The following is a 16,645-nucleotide window of genomic DNA, read 5'->3' as shown; positions in this document are numbered from 1 at the left end:
GTACTACAGACTGTAGTACGTGACGCGTCGTAGGTACACTCGGGGCGTGGCCTACGGAGATCTCGAACGCGCCGTCCTCGACGTCCTCTGGGAGGCCGACCCCGAGTCGTGGCTGACCGTCCGCGAGGTGCACGCCGCGCTGACGCCGGCGCGCGACGTGGCCTACACGACGGTGATGACGGTGATGGAGCGGCTGGCCCGCAAGCAGCACATCGTCCAGCGCAAGGACGGGCGGGCCTACCTCTACCGCCCGCGTGCGAGCCGCAGCGAGATGGTCGCCGAGCTGTTGAACGACACCCTCGACGACTTCAGCACCCATGACCGGCAGTCCGCGCTGGTCGCCTTCGTCGAGGACGCGTCGCCCGACGACGTCGCTGCGTTGCGCGCGGCGCTCGCCCGGCTCGAAGGCGCCTGAGCGACTCCCATGCAGTCGACCCCGTGGGTGCTGGCGCTGCTCGGCGTCGTCCTGGCCGGCCCGGTGCCGGCCGTGCTCGCGCGGGCGGGCTGGCTGCGCCGTACCCCCCTCTCGACGATGCTGCTGTGGCAGGGCGTCGCGCTCGCGGCGGTGCTCTCCGCGCTCGGCGCGGGCCTGTCGCTCGCGACCACCCACGGCTGGAGCACGCCGTCCGCGCTCGCGCTGGTGGTCACGGCGGTGGTCGCGGTGCGCCTCGCCATCGCGGGCCATCGGGTCGGTACGTCGCTGCGCTCCCTTCGCCGGCACCACCGCGAGCAGCTGGACCTCGTGACGCGGCGGCGTGGTCGCCTGGCCGTGCTCGAGACGGAGCAGCCGCTGGCCTACTGCGTGCCGTCGCTGCGCACCTCACGCGTGGTGGTCTCGCAGGGTGCGCTCGACCGGCTCGCGCCCGACGAGCTCGACGCGGTGCTCGCCCACGAGCGCGCCCACCTGCGGGCGCGCCACGACCTGGTGCTCGAGGCGTTCTCGGTCCTGCACCGCGCCTTCCCGCGCTGGGTGTCGTCGGCCTCGGCGCTGCGGGAGGTGCGGATGCTGGTCGAGGTGCTCGCCGATCGCGTCGCCGCCCGCGACGCCGGCGCCCAGCCGCTGGCGCGGGCGCTCGTCGGCCTGGCCGGCGCGCCGTCGCCCTCGGCCGGGCTCGCCGCGACCGGCTCGGCCTCCGAGCTGGCCGACCGGATCGACCTGCTGGGCGCCTCGCCCCGACCGGTCCAGGCCGTGCTCGTCTCGCTCGTCGCGGTGGGTCTCGTCGTGCTGCCCACCGCCTTCGTCGTCGCCCCCTGGCTCGCGGGGCTCACCTGAGGGCGGGCTCGCTCACCTTGGCCTGCGGGCCCAGGGTGCGGACGTCGATGACGCGGTCGGAGCGGGACTTGACGAAGTCGCTGTGGGTGGCGACGACGACGGCCGATCCCTGCTCGGCAAAGCTGCGGAGCGCCTGCATGACCATCGCGGCGTTGTCGTCGTCGAGGGCGCCCGTGGGCTCGTCGGCGAGGATGATCGCCGGCTGCTTGACGAGCAGCCGGGCCAGCGCGACGCGCTGCTGCTCGCCGCCGCTGAGCGTGAAGACCTTGGTGGCGCTACGGCCGGCCATGCCGACGGCCTCGAGGGCCCGCTCCTGCCGCTCGCGCACGGCGGCGCGCCTGAACCGGTCGCCGACACCGATCACGACGTCGAGGTTCTGGCGGACCGAGGCGCTCTCGATCAGCGCATAGTTCTGGAAGAGGTAGCCGAGCGTGTCGCGGCGGAAGCGCCGCGCCCTGCCCGGGGACAGCCGGGTGATGTCCTTGCCGCCGACCATGATCCGGCCGCCGTCGAGCGGTTCCAGGAGTCCGAGGCAGTTGAGCAGGGTCGACTTGCCCGACCCGCTGGGCCCGACGAGGGCGACCATCTCGCCGCTCTCGATGGTGAGGTTGACGTCGGACCAGAGGTGACGGTCCCCGAAGGACTTGCTGGCGGCGGCGACTTCGATCATGGCGGTCTCCTGGGGTTCGTGGGTATGGGGGATGGCGGGTGCGTCAGTCGGCGGCGCGGCGGCGGATCAGGTGCATGCCGAGGACCGCGAGGGCGACCCACAGCAGCAGCGCCGACGTGCCGATCGCGGGCCAGGGGATCCAGGCCGCGGGCTCTGGGGCGACCTCGGGCTGCATCGGGTCGTAGCCCGCGCTGCGCGTCTGGGCGACCCAGCGCAGGGCCACGGCCGTCAACAGGACCGAGTCGATCGCGAGCAGCCGCCAGTGCCGGCGGAGGAACGACCAGCCGTGGATGTGCTGGGCGAAGATGGCGGAGGCGTGGCGGCGGGTGTGCACCACCGTGAAGCCGATCGCGGTGGCGACGAGCGCGGCGAGCACGGCCAGCAGGTTGAGCCGGTAGATGTTCGCCCGCAGGCCGATCTCGCGCGCCTGCAGCGCGTTGGTGACCTCGATCTCGCTGACGTCGGCGACGTAGGGCAGCAGCTCGTCGCGCTCGAGGGCGGCCTCGGTGCGGGCCTTGTCCTTGAAGATCACCTTGCCGGTGCTGAGGTAGGCGGACCACTGGGTCGGCGCGAAGACCGGCGCCGAGGCCGGCAGCACGACGACCAGCGGGTCGGTGACGAACGGGTCCTGGTCGTCGGAGACCTGGTTGAGGTAGGTGAACAGGCGCTGGCCGGGCTCGGTGCGCACCAGGCGCACGGTCGGCACCTCGGCGGTCTCGCCGTTGCTGAGCTCGCGCAGGTAGAGCTCCGACTCGACCTGGCGCCGGGTGAGGTCGACCAGGGTGTCGGTGTCGCCGGCCAGGCCTGCCGGGACCAGGAGCAGGACCTCGTTGCCGCGGGACACCACGGCTCGCCCGGAGGTGTCGAGGACGGGACGCTCGAGGAGATAGGTGCTGTTGACGGTCAGCGCCTCGCGGGTGGGGTCGACCCCGGCGCTGCCCTCGGGGTCGAACGCCTGGATCGGCAGCCGGTCGACGAAGACGACCTCGCCCGCGCGCTCCTGCTGCTCCACCCAGCCGCCCAGGGCGGTCTCGGCGGCACGTTGCTTGCCCTCGGTGGGGTGGCTGGCGAGACCGAGCTGCACGTTGCCGCGGGTGCTGGCCCAGACGCCCTGGTCGCTGACCTTGGCCGCGACGAGGCCCTCCTCGTGCACCACCAGGGCGATGGCGCCGATCGCGATCGGGATGGCGGCCAGGCGGGCGCCGTACATCAAGAGGTGGACGAAGCGGGAGCGCATCTCGCCCTTGATCCGGCTGAGGATGTCCATCCGCCGGACCACCGCGACGGCCGCGGCGTGGAAGAAGGCGAAGCAGGCGAGGAAGACCGCGGCGAACCCCAGCTGGACCAGCAGGAACGTCCCGAACCAGTGCAGCTGGTTGTACCAACCGAGGAAGCCCGCGACGGCGAGCAGGTAGACGGCACCCAGGACGACGAGGGAGCGGCCTGCGGCGGCGAAGTCGGAGAGGATGCTCTCGCCGAAGGACCGGCCGTGCAGCTCGCGTACGGCGCTGGGCCGGGCGGCGAGGAGTGCGCCGGCGAGCGTCAGGGCGATGATCAGGAAGAACGCGAGCCGCAGCAGGCTGTCGGTGGGCGCGTCCGCTGTCGTCTCCAGCACCTTGCGCCACATCTCGATCGGGAGCGCGTCGCCCTCCATGCCGAGGTCGTCGAAGCGGCTGGCGACGTCGTACATCGCGGCGCTGTCGCCGGAGATGAAGTAGTAGCCGCGGCGGTAGTTGTCGCCGATCTCCGCCATGGGCCTGACGTCCATGTCGAGCCCTCGCGCGAAGGCGGGGTAGCTGCCGGTCTCGAGCCAGCGCTCGTGGTGGTCCAGGGCGGTGGTCTGGAAGTAGGTCCCGCCGGCAGTGGGGTTGTCGCGGTCGGGCACGTAGTGGGTCAGGGTGACCCCCTCGTCCGCAGCGATGTCGGCGACCTCGTCGGCGAACTCCTCGTCCGAGAGTGCCGGGAGCGACCCGCTCACGTGCACGACGCCGTCCCAGTCGACCCCGATGGCGAAGTCCTCGAAGCCGCGCAGGCTGATGAAGGAGGCGAGGCCGGAGGCCAGGATGACGATGATCAGGGCGAGTCGTGAGGTCTTGTTCAGCATGTGGTGTCCGCCGTCGGCTGTGAGGGTGATCAGGTGGGACGAGCGGCGCCCCGGGTGTCCGGGGCGCCGCTCGAGGCCGTCAGTCGCAGAAGTTGTAGTAGGTCTCGTCGACCCACATGGTGTCGTCGTGCGAAGCGTACGACCAGTAGCCCGGCGCCTTGCAGCCCGACGAGACGAGGGTGCCGTCGCCCCAGCCGTAGCGCACGGAGCTCTTGTGGTAGCGACCACCGTGGTAGTAGTTCGACTTCACCTTGCCGCCGCCGGTGCCGTGGTACCACGTGCCTCCGCTCACGTAGTCGGTGGTGAAGGCGGCCATGGCGGGCGCGGCGACGCCGACGGACAGCAGGGCGCCGGTGGCGACGGAGACTGCGGCCTTGCGAATGTTCATGAGCTTCTCCTTGTGGGGTGGGATCTCTGCGAGACCTGGGTGTGTCGATCTCGTGGAACGACCTTGGATCGCGCGGTCGGGGCGCGTCCATCGATTCCGGTGGCACCCCTCCGCATGCGCAAAGAGGACATCCGCACGCGACCGGGCGCAGCGGTGTCGTAGGTTGAGCGCGCACACCGCCTGACGCCACTCGGAGGGGACGTCGACGTGGACCCATCAGCCGATCCCGCACGACGTCTCGGTGACGCCGGCCGGGACGTGCCCGACGCCGACCTGGCGCTGATCGCCCAGCGGGCGGTCTGGGAGGTCCAGGAACGGACCGCCGCGCTGGAGCGCTCGGCGCGCGACCTCACCGACCTGCTCGCGGCGATGGCCCAGCCGGAGGACGACGACACCGAGGTGCAGGTGCCGGCGGAGTCCCTGCAGTCGCGGCACGAGCTGCTCGCCTGGCAGTGTCGCGAGGAGCTGCTGGTCTTCCTCGCGAAGGACTGGCGCCCGATCGTCCTGTCGCCCGAGGCCAACCCCGCCCCCTTCAGCGCGGCGATCGTCCGCGGTGCGCGCGTGCGCGTCGTCGTGTCGCGGCTCGACCTCACGCACGAGGTCGAGCAGGCCGTCCAGGTCCTGGGCCACGGGGTCGAGTGGCGCAGCGTGGACGAGCTGCCGGTCAGCATGATGATCGCGGACCGTCACACCGCCCTGCTCTCGGAGGGCGGTGACGGCGGAGCGGTCCTGCTGCGCCACGACTCCGCCGCGGTCGCCCTGAGCGGGCTCTTCGACGCCGTCTGGCAGCAGGCCGCGACCCTGGACACACCGGGCCAGAGGCTGCGCCTGCACGAGGGGGACAGCCTGCTCGAGCACCAGCGGCTGGCCGCCCTGCTCGCCACCGGCGCGACGGACGAGGCGATCGCTCGGGCCATGGGCATCTCGGTCCGCAAGCTGGTGCGCCTGCTCGCGGCGATGCGCGGCGACCTCGGCGCCGAGACCCGATTCCAGCTCGGGGTCCGCGCCGCCCGACAGGGTCTCGTGTGAGCACGCCGTCATCCGGGGGACTCGAGTTCTCGAGGCGCCTCATGGCCCTCATCGAGGACCAGCAGGGCCAGATCTTCGCCCTCGCCACCGCGGCCGAGGAGCGCGAGCTCGAGCTGGCCCGGCTGATGGAGCGCATCGTCACCGGCTCCGGGCAGGCGCCGACGGTGGAGACCCTGCACGGCGTCGAGGAGGTACGGCGCTGGCTGAGCGACCAGCAGGAGCGCACGACGACGGAGGCACTCGCGATGTCGCCCGGTGGTGGCCAGAGCGAGGCGGCCATGCGTGCCGGGCTGCCGCTCGACGAGGCAGCACTGGCCCGCGGCGTACGCCTGCGCAACCTCTACCTCACGAGCGCGACGCGCTCGGCCGCGACGCGGCGACACGTCCGGCACCTCTCGGACCTCGGTGCGGAATACCGCACGACGCCGAGCCTGCCGTTGCGGATGCTGCTGCTGGACGGCGAGGTGGCACTGCTGCCCATCAAGGCCGACCAGACCTCGCTGGGAGCGCTCGTGGTGCGCACGCCCGCTGTCCTCACCGGGCTGCGGGCCCTGTTCGACACCTACTGGCAGGGCGCGCTGCCCTTCGGACGCGTGCAGCAGACCGCCGACCTGACCGACCAGGAGCGGCTTGTCGTCACCATGCTGGCCGACGGTGCCCAGGACCAGGAGGTCGCGACGGCGCTCGGGGTGTCGCTGCGGACCGTACGCCGCATGGTGGCCGCTCTCTCGGAACGGCTGGACTCCCAGAGCCGGTTCCAGACCGGGGTCAACGCGGTCCGGAAGGGCTGGCTCGACTAGCCGCGCAGCCCTCCCGGAGCGTCGCGGATCACTCCCAGTCGAAGGCGTCCGAGCCATCGGCGCTGCCGGCGACCTGGACGAGGCCGTCCCGGGTCGCGTCGTCCGGGGCGTCGAGGGCGAGCGCCCCGGCCCCGGCGCCGACGAGCATGGCGGTGGCGAGAAGTGCGGCGAACGAGCGTGCGGAGCGAGTCATGGCTGGGTCCTCCCCCATCGGCGGGGCCGCCCGGTGGCGGCCCACACCGCAACCCTGTCGGCGCGGACCGCGAGCGAACAGGGTTTCGATCTGGCCCCATCGCGCTGGCGCAAAGGTGCCACTGCGTGGTCGCGGTCCGACGAACGACGAGGGTGTCCGTGGCGGCTGGTAGACAGGGCCCCATGACCGCGACTGCAGCAGCCACGACCTCCCGCGACGAGGTGCGCCTCGAGGCGGAGGCCCACCTGCGAGCGCTGGTCGGGCGCGACGACGCCGTGCTCCGCGACGACCAGTGGTCGGCGATCGAGGCGCTGGCCGTCGACGCCCGCCGCTCCCTCGTCGTCCAGCGCACCGGCTGGGGCAAGTCGGCGGTCTACTTCGTGGCGACCCTCCTGCTGCGCTCGCGCGGTGCCGGGCCGACCGTGATCGTCTCCCCGCTGCTCGCGCTGATGCGCAACCAGATCGCCGCCGCCGAGCGCGCCGGCATCCGGGCGGTGACGATCAACTCCACCAACATCGAGCAGTGGCAGCCGATCAACGACGCGATCAACGCCGGCGAGGTCGACGTGCTCCTCGTGTCTCCCGAGCGCCTCAACAACCCCGGCTTCCGCGACGAGGTGATGCCGCGGCTGGCGGCGACCTGCGGCCTGCTCGTCGTCGACGAGGCCCACTGCATCTCCGACTGGGGCCACGACTTCCGCCCCGACTACCGCCGGATCCGCACCCTCCTCGACACCCTGCCCGAGGGCATCCCGGTGCTGGCGACGACCGCGACCGCCAACGAGCGGGTGACCGCCGACGTCGCCGAGCAGCTCGGCCGCGACGTCCTCGTGCTCCGCGGCTCGCTCGACCGTGAGTCCCTGCGGCTCGGCGTGGTCCGGCTCAAGACCGCCGAGCAGCGGCTGGCCTGGCTGGCCGACCACCTCTCCGAGCAGCCCGGCTCCGGGATCATCTACTGCCTCACCGTCGCCGCCACCCAGGAGGTCGCGGCCTACCTGCGCGACCGGGGTCACGAGGTGGCCGCCTACTCCGGCCAGACCGACACCACCGAGCGGCAGGCGCTCGAGACCGCGCTGGTCGAGGGCCGGGTCAAGGCGCTCGTCGCGACCTCCGCGCTCGGCATGGGCTTCGACGCCGCCCTGGGGTTCGTCATCAACCTCGGTGCCCCGCAGTCGCCGGTTGCGTACTACCAGCAGGTCGGCCGCGCCGGCCGCGGCACCGACGACGCGACGGTCGTGCTGCTGCCCCAGATCGAGGACCGCGACATCTGGGCCTACTTCGCCTCGCTGGCCTTCCCGCCCGAGCAGCTCGTGCGCCAGACGCTGTCCGTGCTGGCCGATGCCCCGGGTGCCATGAGCACGGTCGCGCTGGAGACGTACGTCGAGCTCAGCCGCAACAGGCTCGAGACGCTGCTCAAGGTGCTCGACGTGGACGGCGCCGTACGCCGCGTCCAGGGCGGGTGGATCGCCACCGGCCAGGAGTGGTCCTACGACGCCGAGCGCTACGCCCGCGTCGCCGAGGCTCGGCAGCGTGAGCAGGACGCGATGCTGACCTACCTCGACACGACCGAGTGCCGGATGCGGTTCCTGCGCTCGCAGCTCGACGACCCGGAGGCCGCCGACTGCGGTCGCTGTGACAACTGCGGCGGGCTCACCCTGTCCAGCGTGGTGTCCGACGCGGCCGTCGCGGAGGCGGGCGAGGCTCTCTCGCGCCCCGGCGTCGCGATCGAGCCGCGCAAGCTGTGGCCGACGGCGCTGGCCAACCTCGGGCTCGAGCTCAAGGGCAAGATCGCCGACGGTCCCGCGGAGGGGCGGGCCATCGCCCGGCTCACCGACCTCGGCCACGGCCAGGCCCTGCGTGCGCTCTTCCGGGCGGGCGCCGAGGACGGCCCGGTGCCGCCGTCGCTCGCCGCGGCGCTGCTGACCGTGATGAAGGACTGGTCCGCCGGCTGGGCCGAGCGACCGGTGGCCATCGTCGGCATCGAGTCCGCGACCCGGCCCCAGCTCGTCGGCGACCTCGCGACCGGGTTGTCGCGGGTCATGCAGATCCCGATCGTCGGCCGGTTCGCGATCGTCGACGAGACCGTCGTCCCCGGCCAGGGTGCCGCCAACTCGGCCCAGCGGGTCGCGGCCGTGAAGCGCCGCTACGACCTGCTCGCCGACGTGCCCGCCGGTCCGGTGCTGCTCGTCGACGACCTCGTCGTCAGCGGCTGGACGTTGACGGTCGCGGGCGCCGCCCTGCGAGCAGCCGGCGCGACCGCCGTACTGCCCCTCACGCTCGGCACCCAGACCTGACCCACCGCCGCCCGGTCAGTGACCGATCATCGCGGCCGGGTCGACGGGCGCGACCTTCTTGCGGGGCAGGAACGCCGCCGGCACCAGGCAGCAGGCGACGAGGAAGGTCGCGACGATGAAGACCGTTGCGAACGACGACGCCATGTCCTCGGTGGCCCGGGCGAACAGCGCCTGCAGCGAGGCGGGGTCGATGCCGAGCGACTGCGCGGCCTGGGCGATGACGTTGGGATCGTCGCTGCCCTCGGCGGCGGCGTTGACCGCACCCGCCTGCGCGACGGCGTCGCTCTTGACCAGCTCGTTGGTGAGGATCACCGAGAAGAGCGCGGTGCCGATCGACGCGGCGACCTGCTGGGTGATGTTGAGCAGGGTCGAGCCGCGGGCCACGTTGTGCGCGGTGAGCGTCGCGAGGGCGGCGGTCATGATCGGCATCATCGTGCCGCCCATGCCCAGGCCCATGATGAACAGCGCGGCGAGCATGTAGGGGTAGGACGTGTCCGCGCCGATCTGCGTGAACATCGCCATCCCGACCGTGATGACGGTGATGCCGACGAGCACGATCTTGCCGGGGCCGATCTTGTCGGCCAGGATCCCGGCGATCGGCATGGTGATCATCGCGCCGATGCCCTGCGGGGCCAGGAGCAGGCCGGCGCCGAGGGCGTCCTCGCCACGGACCTGGATGAAGTAGAGCGGGAAGAGCAGCGAGGCGCCGAAGAATGCGATCGCGAACAGCATCATCGCGAGCACGGCCACGGTCATGTCCTTGTTCTTGAACAGGCGCAGCTCGACGAGCGGGTGCAGGTTGCGCCTGGCCAGGGCCCACGGCACGAAGGCGACGATCAGCACGATGCCGAGCACCATCGGGACCATGACCTCGCGGGCCATCGCGGTGCCGTGCTCGGGGATCGAGCTGACGCCGTACAAGAACGCGGCCAGACCCGGGGAGAGCAGCAGCATGCCGAGCCAGTCGAAGGTCTCCGACGGCTCGACGTCGTCCTTCGGCAGCACGATCCAGGCATAGACCATCGCGCCGATGCCGATCGGCAGGTTGATCAGGAAGATCCAGTGCCACGACACGGAGTCGATCAGGGCGCCGCCCATGATCGGGCCGAAGATCGGGCCGAGCAGCATCGGGATGCCGAGCACGGCCATGACGCGACCGATGCGCTCCGGGCCGGCGGCGCGGGTCAGGATCGTCATGCCGAGCGGCATCAGCATGCCGCCACCGAGGCCCTGGAGGACGCGGTAGAGCACCAGCATCTCCAGCGACGTCGCGGTTGCGCAGAGCACCGAGCCGGCGGTGAAGAGGAGGACGGCGAGGAGGTAGAGCCGCTTGGTGCCGAAGCGGTCGGCAGCCCAGCCCGTGAGCGGGATGACGCTCGCGAGGGCCAGGGTGTAGCCCGTCATCGTCCACGCGACCGCGGCCGCGGTGGCGTCGAACTCCTCCTGGAAGGTGTTCAGCGCGACGGAGACGACGGTGATGTCGAGGATGGACATGATGGCGCCGAGGACGACGACGCCCGCAACCATCAGGACGCTCTTGTCGAGCTTGTCACTGTTCTCAGCGGGGCCGGTCTGGCCGGGCTGGCTCTGGATGTCGGTAGTCACCCGGCAAGGTTATTGATTGACGTTGGCAACTATCCAATCATTATCGCGGTGCGCTTGGTCACGCCCGCGGCGCCGGCCTGATCAGCCGAGCAGCGACTCGATCCCGCCGGTGACCAGCGCGTCGTCGGGCTCGACGCCGGGGTTGAAGCGCGCCACCACGACACCGTCGGCGTCGACCAGGAACTTCTCGAAATTCCACTGCACGTCGCCGCTCTCGCCCTTCTCGTTGGGCGTCTCGACGAGCTGCGAGTAGATCTCGTGGCGGCCCTCGCCGTTGACCTCGACCTTCTCCGACATCGGGAAGCTCACGCCGTAGGTCGACGAGCAGAACTCCGCGATCTCCTCGCTGCTGCCCGGCTCCTGACCGCCGAACTGGTTGCACGGCAGGCCGACGACGGTGAAGCCGCGATCGGCGTACGTCGCCTGCAGCTGCTCGAGGGTGGAGTACTGCGGCGTCAGGCCGCACTTGCTGGCGACGTTGACCAGCAGCGCCGGCTGGCCGCCGGTGAGGTCGCGGAGGGTGCCGGGGGTGCCGTCGAGGCGGGCGAGGGGGGCGTCGAGGATGCTCATGGAGGCGAGGCTAGCCGGACGGAGGGCGCACCTGAAGTTCCACTCGAGGGAACTCGTTGTCGGTCTCGCCCGTTAGCCTCCTTCGTGCCCGCGCAAGCCCGGCGGGCGCGGTCGGTGAGGGGTGGAGGTAGTGCATGAGCTTCGTGCCCGTGACCGGACCCGCCACCTTCCGTGCGGCCGAACCGCCCCGGGACGGGCTGGTGGAGTTCTCCGACGAGCGGCGCACCGTGGCGTTGCCGATCCGGGGCGCGCTGCCGGTGCTCACCAAGGCCCACAACCGTGACGACCTGCACCCGAGCGTCGCGCTGCTGAGCGGCGCGGCCCTGCTCGGCATGCGGCTGGTCGCCGCCGGCAAGTTCGGCCCCGACCCGAGCGGGCTCTCGTGGCAGGTCGCGGCGCTCGAGCGCGCCGACGAGGACCGGATCACCCAGCTCGCGGCGGCGCGGTCCCATGACGGGCTCGACGCGGCGACGGCCGAGGGGATCGTGCGCGCGGTGCTCGACGCCGTGGCGGACGCGATGCCACGCGCGGCTCCGATCGCGACCCGCCGCCCGCCGGTCGCCGGGGGACAGGCGGGTCCGCGCGCCCCTCGGGTCGACCCCGACTTCACCCGCCGGCTGCAGGAGCGCGTCGCGCGCGCCCGCGCCCGCTCGAGCGACGACCGTCCCCAGCTCGTCTCCATCGCCCTGCGGATCGAGGCCGACGAGGACGAGCTCGTCGCCGGCTCCGTCCGCATCGTCCTCCAGGTCCACGCCTCCGACAACGCGGCCCACGTGTGCGACGCCGCCGTGCTGTGGACCGAGTCGGGTCTCGACGCGAGCCACGGCTTCGGCGACCGGGCCCGCACCCACGCCAGCATCGCGCTGCGCGCCGCCGCCGACGCGTGGCCGGTGCTGGAGCGCTTCCTCGAGCTGCGGGTGCCCGACGAGCTGACCCTCGACACCGACGAGCTCGTCAGCCTGCTCGACTCCGGCGTCACCGCCCTCAAGGAGGCCGGGGTCGACGTGCTCTGGCCGCGCCACCTCGACCGCGACGTCACCGCGAAGGTCGAGCTCACCGAGGCCCGGAAGGGGCCGCAGCGCGAGGAGGCGCTGCAGACCGGGTTGTTCGGGCCGGAGGCGCTCTTCGGCTTCCAGTGGCAGCTCGCGCTGCACGGTGACGCGCTGAGCGAGGAGGAGATGGACCAGCTCGCGGGCGCCGCGACGCCGATCATCAAGATCCGCGACAACTGGACCGTCGTCGACCCCGCGATGCTCAAGCGGGCCAAGCGCCGGATGATCCGCACCGTCCAGCCCGCCGCCGCGCTGGCCGCGACGCTGACCAACGTCGTCTCGGTCGAGGAGGTCGAGCACGAGGCGATCGTGGGCGCCTCCCTGCTCAAGGTCCGCGACCGGTTGCAGGCCGCTGGCAAGGGCGAGCCCGTCGCCGTACCCCCCGGACTCGCCGCCACCCTGCGCGACTACCAGCGCCAGGGGCTCACGTGGATGGCCGAGCTCACCGACCTCGGCCTCGGTGCCTGCCTGGCCGACGACATGGGGCTCGGGAAGACGGTCCAGGTGATCGCGCTGCACCTGCACCGCGGCAATGGGCCGACGCTCGTGGTCTGTCCCGCCTCACTCCTCGGCAACTGGGAGGCGGAGATCCGCAAGTTCGCGCCGGGCGTGCCGGTGCGCCGCTTCCACGGATCCGCCCGATCGCTGGAAGGCCTTGGTTCCGACTCGCTCGCTTCGCTCGCTGCTCAACCAGCGGAACACGGCTTCGTGCTCACGACGTACGGCACCATGCGCCGTGACGCCGAGGCGCTGGCCGGAGTCGGGTGGGACCTGGTGGTCGCCGACGAGGCGCAGCACGTCAAGAACGCCCAGTCCTCGACGTCGCGAGCGCTGCGCACGATCCCGAGCGCGGCCCGGGTCGCGCTGACCGGCACCCCGGTCGAGAACAACCTCACCGAGCTCTGGGCGATCCTCGACTGGGCGATCCCCGGCCTGCTCGGCAGCCGCAACGCGTTCCGCAAGGTGTGGGCCGCGCCGATCGAGGCGGGCGTCGACCCGGCGGTGACCAGGCGGTTCGCGGACCTGATCGGGCCCTTCCTGCTGCGCCGGCGCAAGTCCGACCCCGGCATCGCGCCGGAGCTGCCGCCGAAGACCGAGACCGACCACCTGCTCGGCCTGACCCGCGAGCAGGTCGTGCTCTACGAGACCTACGTCCGAGACTGCATGCGCCGCATCGAGGAGGCCGACGAGGAGACCCGGCGCGGGCTGGTGCTCAAGCTGCTCACCGGCCTCAAGCAGATCTGCAACCACCCGGCCCACTTCCTCAAGCAGACCAACCCCAAGCTCGCGGGCCGCTCGGAGAAGCTCGACCTCCTCGACGAGCTGATCGGCACGGTGCTCGCCGAGGACGGCGCCGTCCTCCTCTTCACGCAGTACGTCGCCATGGCCCGCCTCCTCGAGCAGCACCTCAGCAAGGCCGGGGTCACCCACCAGTTCCTGCACGGCGGCACGCCCGTCGCCGAGCGCGAACGGATGGTCGCGCGCTTCCAGGAGGGCGAGACCCCGGTCTTCCTGCTCTCGCTCAAGGCCGGCGGCACCGGGCTCAACCTGACCCGCGCCGACCACGTCATCCACGTCGACCGGTGGTGGAACCCCGCGGTCGAGGACCAGGCCACCGACCGGGCCTACCGGATCGGCCAGACCAAGCCCGTGCAGGTGCACCGCTTCATCACCGAGGGCACCATCGAGGAGAAGATCGCCGAGCTGCTCGCCCGCAAGAGGTCGCTGGCCGACTCGGTGCTTGCGCGCGGTGAGACCGCGCTGACCGAGCTGAGCAACGACGACCTGCGCGACCTCGTCACCCTGCGACGCACGCCCGGTGCCGAAGATGACTGAGCTCGTCGGCGGAGTGACCCACCCCCGGTTCCCGCCGCGGCGCGGTGGTGCGCCCAGCACCTGGTGGAGCAAGGCGTTCCTCCGGGCGGTCGAGGAGGCGGCCTTCTCCGCCGCGGAGCTGAAGCGCGGCCGCGCCCACGCGCGGGCCGGCGACGTCGGCGCCATCACCGTCGCCGCGGGCGCGTTCGTCGCCGCGGTCGTCGACGGGGACGACGCCTACACCGTGACCGGCACCGTGCCCGTGCTGGCCGCCGACGATCAGTCGGTGCTGGTGGAGCTGATCGCCGCCGAGGCAGGGCGCATCGCGGCACTGATGGCGGGCGACCTGCCCCACCAGTTCGTGGAGTCGGTGGAGGAGGCCGGGGTCGAGCTGCTGCCGTACGGCGGCGAGCTGGGCTCTGCCTGCTCCTGCGAGACCTGGCTGGACCCCTGTCCGCACGCGCTGGCGGTGCTCACCCAGCTCGCGTGGCTGGTCCAGCGCGACCCGTTCGTGCTCTTCCAGCTGCGAGGCCTCGCCCGCGACGAGGTGCTGGCCCGGCTGCACGCGCTCAGCCAGTCGCGTCCGCGCGCTGACGGCGTCGACGACGAGATCGACGACCTGGCGATCGCGGAGGAGGCGGCCCTGCGCGCAGAGCGGGACCTCGCCCGTCTGCTCGCGGACGAGTGATCGGGTACTGCGCCGGGCTGGGTCAGCCCCGCTTGGCCTCGGTGGTCGAGGCCGGGCGGGCGCCGAGCTCCTCGTCGAGGCGCAGCAGGCCGGGACCGTCGTCGTTGATCATCGTGACGCGACCGACGATCTCCTTGACGGTCGCCTCCTCCTCCACCTGCTCCTCGATGAACCAGTTGAGGAGCGGCCGGGAGTCGAGGTCGCCCTCGGCCTCGGCGGTGCGGTAGAGGTTGCGGATCGACTCCGAGACCTTCTCCTCGTGTGCGAGCGCAGACCTGAACGCGTCGAGCACCGAGGTGACCGTGACCTTGGGAGCGGTGGTGGCGCCGATGACCGGGTGTCCGTCGCGGTCGGCGACGTGGTCGATGAACTTGTTGGCGTGGACGATCTCCTCGTCGGCCTGGTGGCGCAGCCAGGCCGCCATGCCGGGCAGGTCCATGAGCTCGAGCTCGATGGCGAGCTGGCGATAGACCAGGGAAGCCTGGAACTCCAGGGTGATCTGTGCGTTGAACGCCTCTTCGAGCTTCGCGCTGAGCTTCATGCCTCGACTCTATCGGCTCCCCAGGAGGTGCCGGTGCCGGCCGGGCCGGGTGGGCGCAGGGCGCCGAGCGCCATCTCGCGCAGCAGGTCGTGCATCTGCCGATCCGGGATCAGCCCGCTGTGGGGCGTGGAGTTGAGCAGCCCGAAGGCGGCGTGCGCCATCGCTCGGGCCCGGTCGGTGTGCAGGCCGCGGTGCGCGCGCTTGAGCTGGTCGGCCCACACATCGACGTACTCACGCTGCAGGCTGCGCACCCGCTCACGGGCGGCGTCCGGCAGCGACGACCAGTCGCGGTCCTGGACGACGATGAGCGCGCGGTGCTCGAGGGCGAACTCGATGTGCCACTCGACGAGTGCCTCGATGGCCGACACGGCGTCCGACGAGGACTGCACGCGTGCCGTGCCCTCGGCCAGGAGTCGCTCGCTGATCGTGACCAGCATCTCGGCGAGCACGGCGTCCTTGCTGGGGAAGTGCTTGTAGAGCGCCGGGCCGGAGATGCCGCAGGCGGCGCCGAGGTCGGCCACGGAGACGCCGTGGAAGCCGCGGTGGGCGAACAGGTCCGCGGCGATGTCGAGGATCTGCTGGCGCCGGCTGGGGGTGCTCGGCTCGCTCCCCGCCCGGCTCGTCATGCGTTGAGGTTATCGCTCGCTAACCCCGCTCGATGACACGCGTGTGCGGAAATCTTCGTCCGACCCGGCCCCTGGATGACACAGGCGTGCGGAAATCTTCGTCCGACCCGGCCCCTGGATGACACAGGCGTGCTGGGAATCGGCACGCCTGTGTCACGTGCCCGCCAGGTCGGCGCGAGATCTCCGCACACGTGTGTCATCCGCCTGACGGGCCGCCGGAAATTTTCGGCACATCTGTGTCACGCGGGCAGGCCTGTGGATGAGCAACGACGTCGTCCGCGGATTCCGGGTAGACACGGGACCATGGTGTACGGAGCACGGGACTTTGCCGGCGAACCTCTCTTCTGGGCCGTTGCGCGCCTGATCCACCGGGGCGGGATGTCGGCCGTCACCGTGCGGGCAGCGGCTGCGGAGGCCGGGTGCAGCGTGGGCTTCATGCGCCACTACTACGACAACAAGAGCATGCTGCTGGCGTGCACCTACGAGCTGGTCATGGACGCGCAGCTGCACCGGCTCGAGGAGATCTTGTGGGCACGCAAAGGCATGCCCGAGATGTTTCCGACGGGCGCTCCGCCCGAGGAGCCGCTCGGGCCCGCCCGCGCGGCTGAGCTGCTGGCGACGTGCCTGGACCAGGGGGAGCAGCGAGAGCTGCTGGTCGGCGTGCAGCTGAGCTTCCACGCGCTCGCGCACCACGACGGTGTCCTGGGCGGGCCGGTGTCGTCCTACCACCGCCGGTTGCAGGAGGACTGCATGCACGTGCTGCGCGAGGCGGGTGTCCCCGCGCCGGCGATCGAGGCGGAGGCAGTCGACCTGTGGACGCTCGTGATCGGTTTGACTGCCCTGATCCCCGGCCTGGCCACCGAGGACCCAGGGAGGAGGATCGGCAGCCTCACCTCCGAGCAGGTGGTGGGCGCCCTGCGCCGCCACCTCGAGGCCGCGGTGGCACGGCATGCGGCGCCCGAGCCCCCGGCACTGGACGTCGCAGGTTAACGATCGC

At 71.8% G+C, this 16,645-nt stretch carries 16 protein-coding genes; 8 read left to right on the top strand and 8 right to left on the bottom strand.

Going from position 1 to position 16,645, the window contains the following annotated elements; all coding sequences use genetic code 11:
- Nucleotides 1-46: 46 nt before the first annotated feature.
- On the top strand, nucleotides 47-415 hold the full coding sequence (locus tag C9J87_RS06685; RefSeq protein ID WP_010831143.1) for a BlaI/MecI/CopY family transcriptional regulator: 369 nt from the start codon (nucleotides 47-49) through the stop codon (nucleotides 413-415).
- Between the two features lie 9 nt (nucleotides 416-424).
- Complete coding sequence (locus tag C9J87_RS06680; RefSeq protein ID WP_107705049.1) at nucleotides 425-1,273, top strand: M56 family metallopeptidase; 849 nt, start codon at nucleotides 425-427, stop codon at nucleotides 1,271-1,273.
- Here the strand turns inward: C9J87_RS06680 and C9J87_RS06675 are convergent.
- The 3 genes from C9J87_RS06675 to C9J87_RS06665 all read right to left on the bottom strand — a co-directional run bounded on the left by C9J87_RS06675 (nucleotide 1,266) and on the right by C9J87_RS06665 (nucleotide 4,435).
- Nucleotides 1,266-1,943, bottom strand: a complete 678-nt coding sequence (locus C9J87_RS06675; protein WP_107705048.1) for an ATP-binding cassette domain-containing protein — start codon at nucleotides 1,941-1,943, stop codon at nucleotides 1,266-1,268. The genes C9J87_RS06680 and C9J87_RS06675 overlap by 8 nt on opposite strands.
- Nucleotides 1,944-1,986: 43 nt before the next feature.
- On the bottom strand, nucleotides 1,987-4,047 hold the full coding sequence (locus C9J87_RS06670) for a hypothetical protein (RefSeq protein ID WP_107705047.1): 2,061 nt from the start codon (nucleotides 4,045-4,047) through the stop codon (nucleotides 1,987-1,989).
- Between the two features lie 79 nt (nucleotides 4,048-4,126).
- Nucleotides 4,127-4,435: a lactococcin 972 family bacteriocin gene (locus C9J87_RS06665; protein ID WP_010831146.1), complete on the bottom strand. Its 309-nt coding sequence runs from the start codon at nucleotides 4,433-4,435 to the stop codon at nucleotides 4,127-4,129.
- Between the two features lie 207 nt (nucleotides 4,436-4,642).
- Here C9J87_RS06665 and C9J87_RS06660 point away from each other — a divergent pair, with 207 nt between their 5' ends.
- Nucleotides 4,643-5,464: a helix-turn-helix domain-containing protein gene (locus C9J87_RS06660; protein WP_157953132.1), complete on the top strand. Its 822-nt coding sequence runs from the start codon at nucleotides 4,643-4,645 to the stop codon at nucleotides 5,462-5,464.
- Nucleotides 5,461-6,264 (top strand): LuxR C-terminal-related transcriptional regulator, encoded by an 804-nt coding sequence (locus tag C9J87_RS06655; RefSeq protein WP_157953131.1) that lies wholly within the window; start codon nucleotides 5,461-5,463, stop codon nucleotides 6,262-6,264. Before C9J87_RS06660 ends, C9J87_RS06655 begins: the two co-directional genes overlap by 4 nt.
- A 28-nt stretch (nucleotides 6,265-6,292) precedes the next feature.
- On the opposite strand, the gene C9J87_RS19620 is transcribed toward C9J87_RS06655, so the two are convergent.
- Nucleotides 6,293-6,457, bottom strand: coding sequence for a hypothetical protein (locus tag C9J87_RS19620; protein WP_156887112.1), 165 nt, complete (start codon nucleotides 6,455-6,457; stop codon nucleotides 6,293-6,295).
- Nucleotides 6,458-6,639: 182 nt separating this feature from the next.
- On the opposite strand from C9J87_RS19620, the gene C9J87_RS06650 reads away from it, so the two are divergent.
- Nucleotides 6,640-8,751 carry a RecQ family ATP-dependent DNA helicase gene (locus C9J87_RS06650; protein ID WP_010831149.1) on the top strand — a complete coding sequence of 704 codons (2,112 nt, stop codon included), beginning with the start codon at nucleotides 6,640-6,642 and terminating at the stop codon, nucleotides 8,749-8,751.
- 15 nt (nucleotides 8,752-8,766) lie between these two features.
- Here the strand turns inward: C9J87_RS06650 and C9J87_RS06645 are convergent, their stop codons facing one another.
- Both C9J87_RS06645 and C9J87_RS06640 read right to left on the bottom strand, forming a co-directional pair.
- Nucleotides 8,767-10,356, bottom strand: a complete 1,590-nt coding sequence (locus C9J87_RS06645; protein ID WP_010831150.1) for a DHA2 family efflux MFS transporter permease subunit — start codon at nucleotides 10,354-10,356, stop codon at nucleotides 8,767-8,769.
- A gap of 81 nt (nucleotides 10,357-10,437) precedes the next feature.
- Nucleotides 10,438-10,926, bottom strand: a complete 489-nt coding sequence (locus C9J87_RS06640; protein ID WP_010831151.1) for a glutathione peroxidase — start codon at nucleotides 10,924-10,926, stop codon at nucleotides 10,438-10,440.
- Between the two features lie 134 nt (nucleotides 10,927-11,060).
- Between C9J87_RS06640 and C9J87_RS06635 the strand changes: the two genes are divergently transcribed.
- Nucleotides 11,061-13,814 (top strand): DEAD/DEAH box helicase, encoded by a 2,754-nt coding sequence (locus C9J87_RS06635; RefSeq protein ID WP_107705044.1) that lies wholly within the window; start codon nucleotides 11,061-11,063, stop codon nucleotides 13,812-13,814.
- On the top strand, nucleotides 13,807-14,481 hold the full coding sequence (locus C9J87_RS06630; protein ID WP_036491761.1) for an SWIM zinc finger family protein: 675 nt from the start codon (nucleotides 13,807-13,809) through the stop codon (nucleotides 14,479-14,481). The genes C9J87_RS06635 and C9J87_RS06630 overlap by 8 nt, the downstream gene beginning before the upstream one ends.
- Before the next feature lie 22 nt (nucleotides 14,482-14,503).
- On the opposite strand, the gene C9J87_RS06625 is transcribed toward C9J87_RS06630, so the two are convergent.
- Nucleotides 14,504-15,022, bottom strand: coding sequence for a ferritin (locus C9J87_RS06625; RefSeq protein WP_010831154.1), 519 nt, complete (start codon nucleotides 15,020-15,022; stop codon nucleotides 14,504-14,506).
- Nucleotides 15,019-15,648 (bottom strand): SACE_7040 family transcriptional regulator, encoded by a 630-nt coding sequence (locus C9J87_RS06620; RefSeq protein WP_010831155.1) that lies wholly within the window; start codon nucleotides 15,646-15,648, stop codon nucleotides 15,019-15,021. Before C9J87_RS06620 ends, C9J87_RS06625 begins: the two co-directional genes overlap by 4 nt.
- A gap of 303 nt (nucleotides 15,649-15,951) precedes the next feature.
- On the opposite strand from C9J87_RS06620, the gene C9J87_RS06615 reads away from it, so the two are divergent.
- On the top strand, nucleotides 15,952-16,638 hold the full coding sequence (locus tag C9J87_RS06615; RefSeq protein WP_198652293.1) for a TetR/AcrR family transcriptional regulator: 687 nt from the start codon (nucleotides 15,952-15,954) through the stop codon (nucleotides 16,636-16,638).
- The last annotated feature ends 7 nt before the right edge of the window (nucleotides 16,639-16,645 follow it).

The organism is Nocardioides allogilvus, assembly GCF_003047285.1.
GTDB lineage: Bacteria > Actinomycetota > Actinomycetes > Propionibacteriales > Nocardioidaceae > Nocardioides > Nocardioides allogilvus.
The sequence above is the reverse complement of the archived record's forward strand: the minus strand, read 5'-3'. Positions and strand labels throughout refer to the sequence as shown.

What these genes read in the sequence shown, in the direction of transcription:
- C9J87_RS06680 (WP_107705049.1), top strand. Translation starts at nt 425, where the DNA reads ATGCAGTCGACCCCGTGGGTGCTGGCGCTGCTCGGCGTCGTCCTGGCC.
- C9J87_RS06675 (WP_107705048.1), bottom strand. Translation starts at nt 1,943, where the DNA reads ATGATCGAAGTCGCCGCCGCCAGCAAGTCCTTCGGGGACCGTCACCTC.
- C9J87_RS06620 (WP_010831155.1), bottom strand. Translation starts at nt 15,648, where the DNA reads ATGACGAGCCGGGCGGGGAGCGAGCCGAGCACCCCCAGCCGGCGCCAG.
- C9J87_RS06625 (WP_010831154.1), bottom strand. Translation starts at nt 15,022, where the DNA reads ATGAAGCTCAGCGCGAAGCTCGAAGAGGCGTTCAACGCACAGATCACC.
- C9J87_RS06665 (WP_010831146.1), bottom strand. Translation starts at nt 4,435, where the DNA reads ATGAACATTCGCAAGGCCGCAGTCTCCGTCGCCACCGGCGCCCTGCTG.
- C9J87_RS19620 (WP_156887112.1), bottom strand. Translation starts at nt 6,457, where the DNA reads ATGACTCGCTCCGCACGCTCGTTCGCCGCACTTCTCGCCACCGCCATG.
- C9J87_RS06630 (WP_036491761.1), top strand. Translation starts at nt 13,807, where the DNA reads ATGACTGAGCTCGTCGGCGGAGTGACCCACCCCCGGTTCCCGCCGCGG.
- C9J87_RS06635 (WP_107705044.1), top strand. Translation starts at nt 11,061, where the DNA reads ATGAGCTTCGTGCCCGTGACCGGACCCGCCACCTTCCGTGCGGCCGAA.
- C9J87_RS06615 (WP_198652293.1), top strand. Translation starts at nt 15,952, where the DNA reads ATGGTGTACGGAGCACGGGACTTTGCCGGCGAACCTCTCTTCTGGGCC.
- C9J87_RS06650 (WP_010831149.1), top strand. Translation starts at nt 6,640, where the DNA reads ATGACCGCGACTGCAGCAGCCACGACCTCCCGCGACGAGGTGCGCCTC.
- C9J87_RS06640 (WP_010831151.1), bottom strand. Translation starts at nt 10,926, where the DNA reads ATGAGCATCCTCGACGCCCCCCTCGCCCGCCTCGACGGCACCCCCGGC.
- C9J87_RS06670 (WP_107705047.1), bottom strand. Translation starts at nt 4,047, where the DNA reads ATGCTGAACAAGACCTCACGACTCGCCCTGATCATCGTCATCCTGGCC.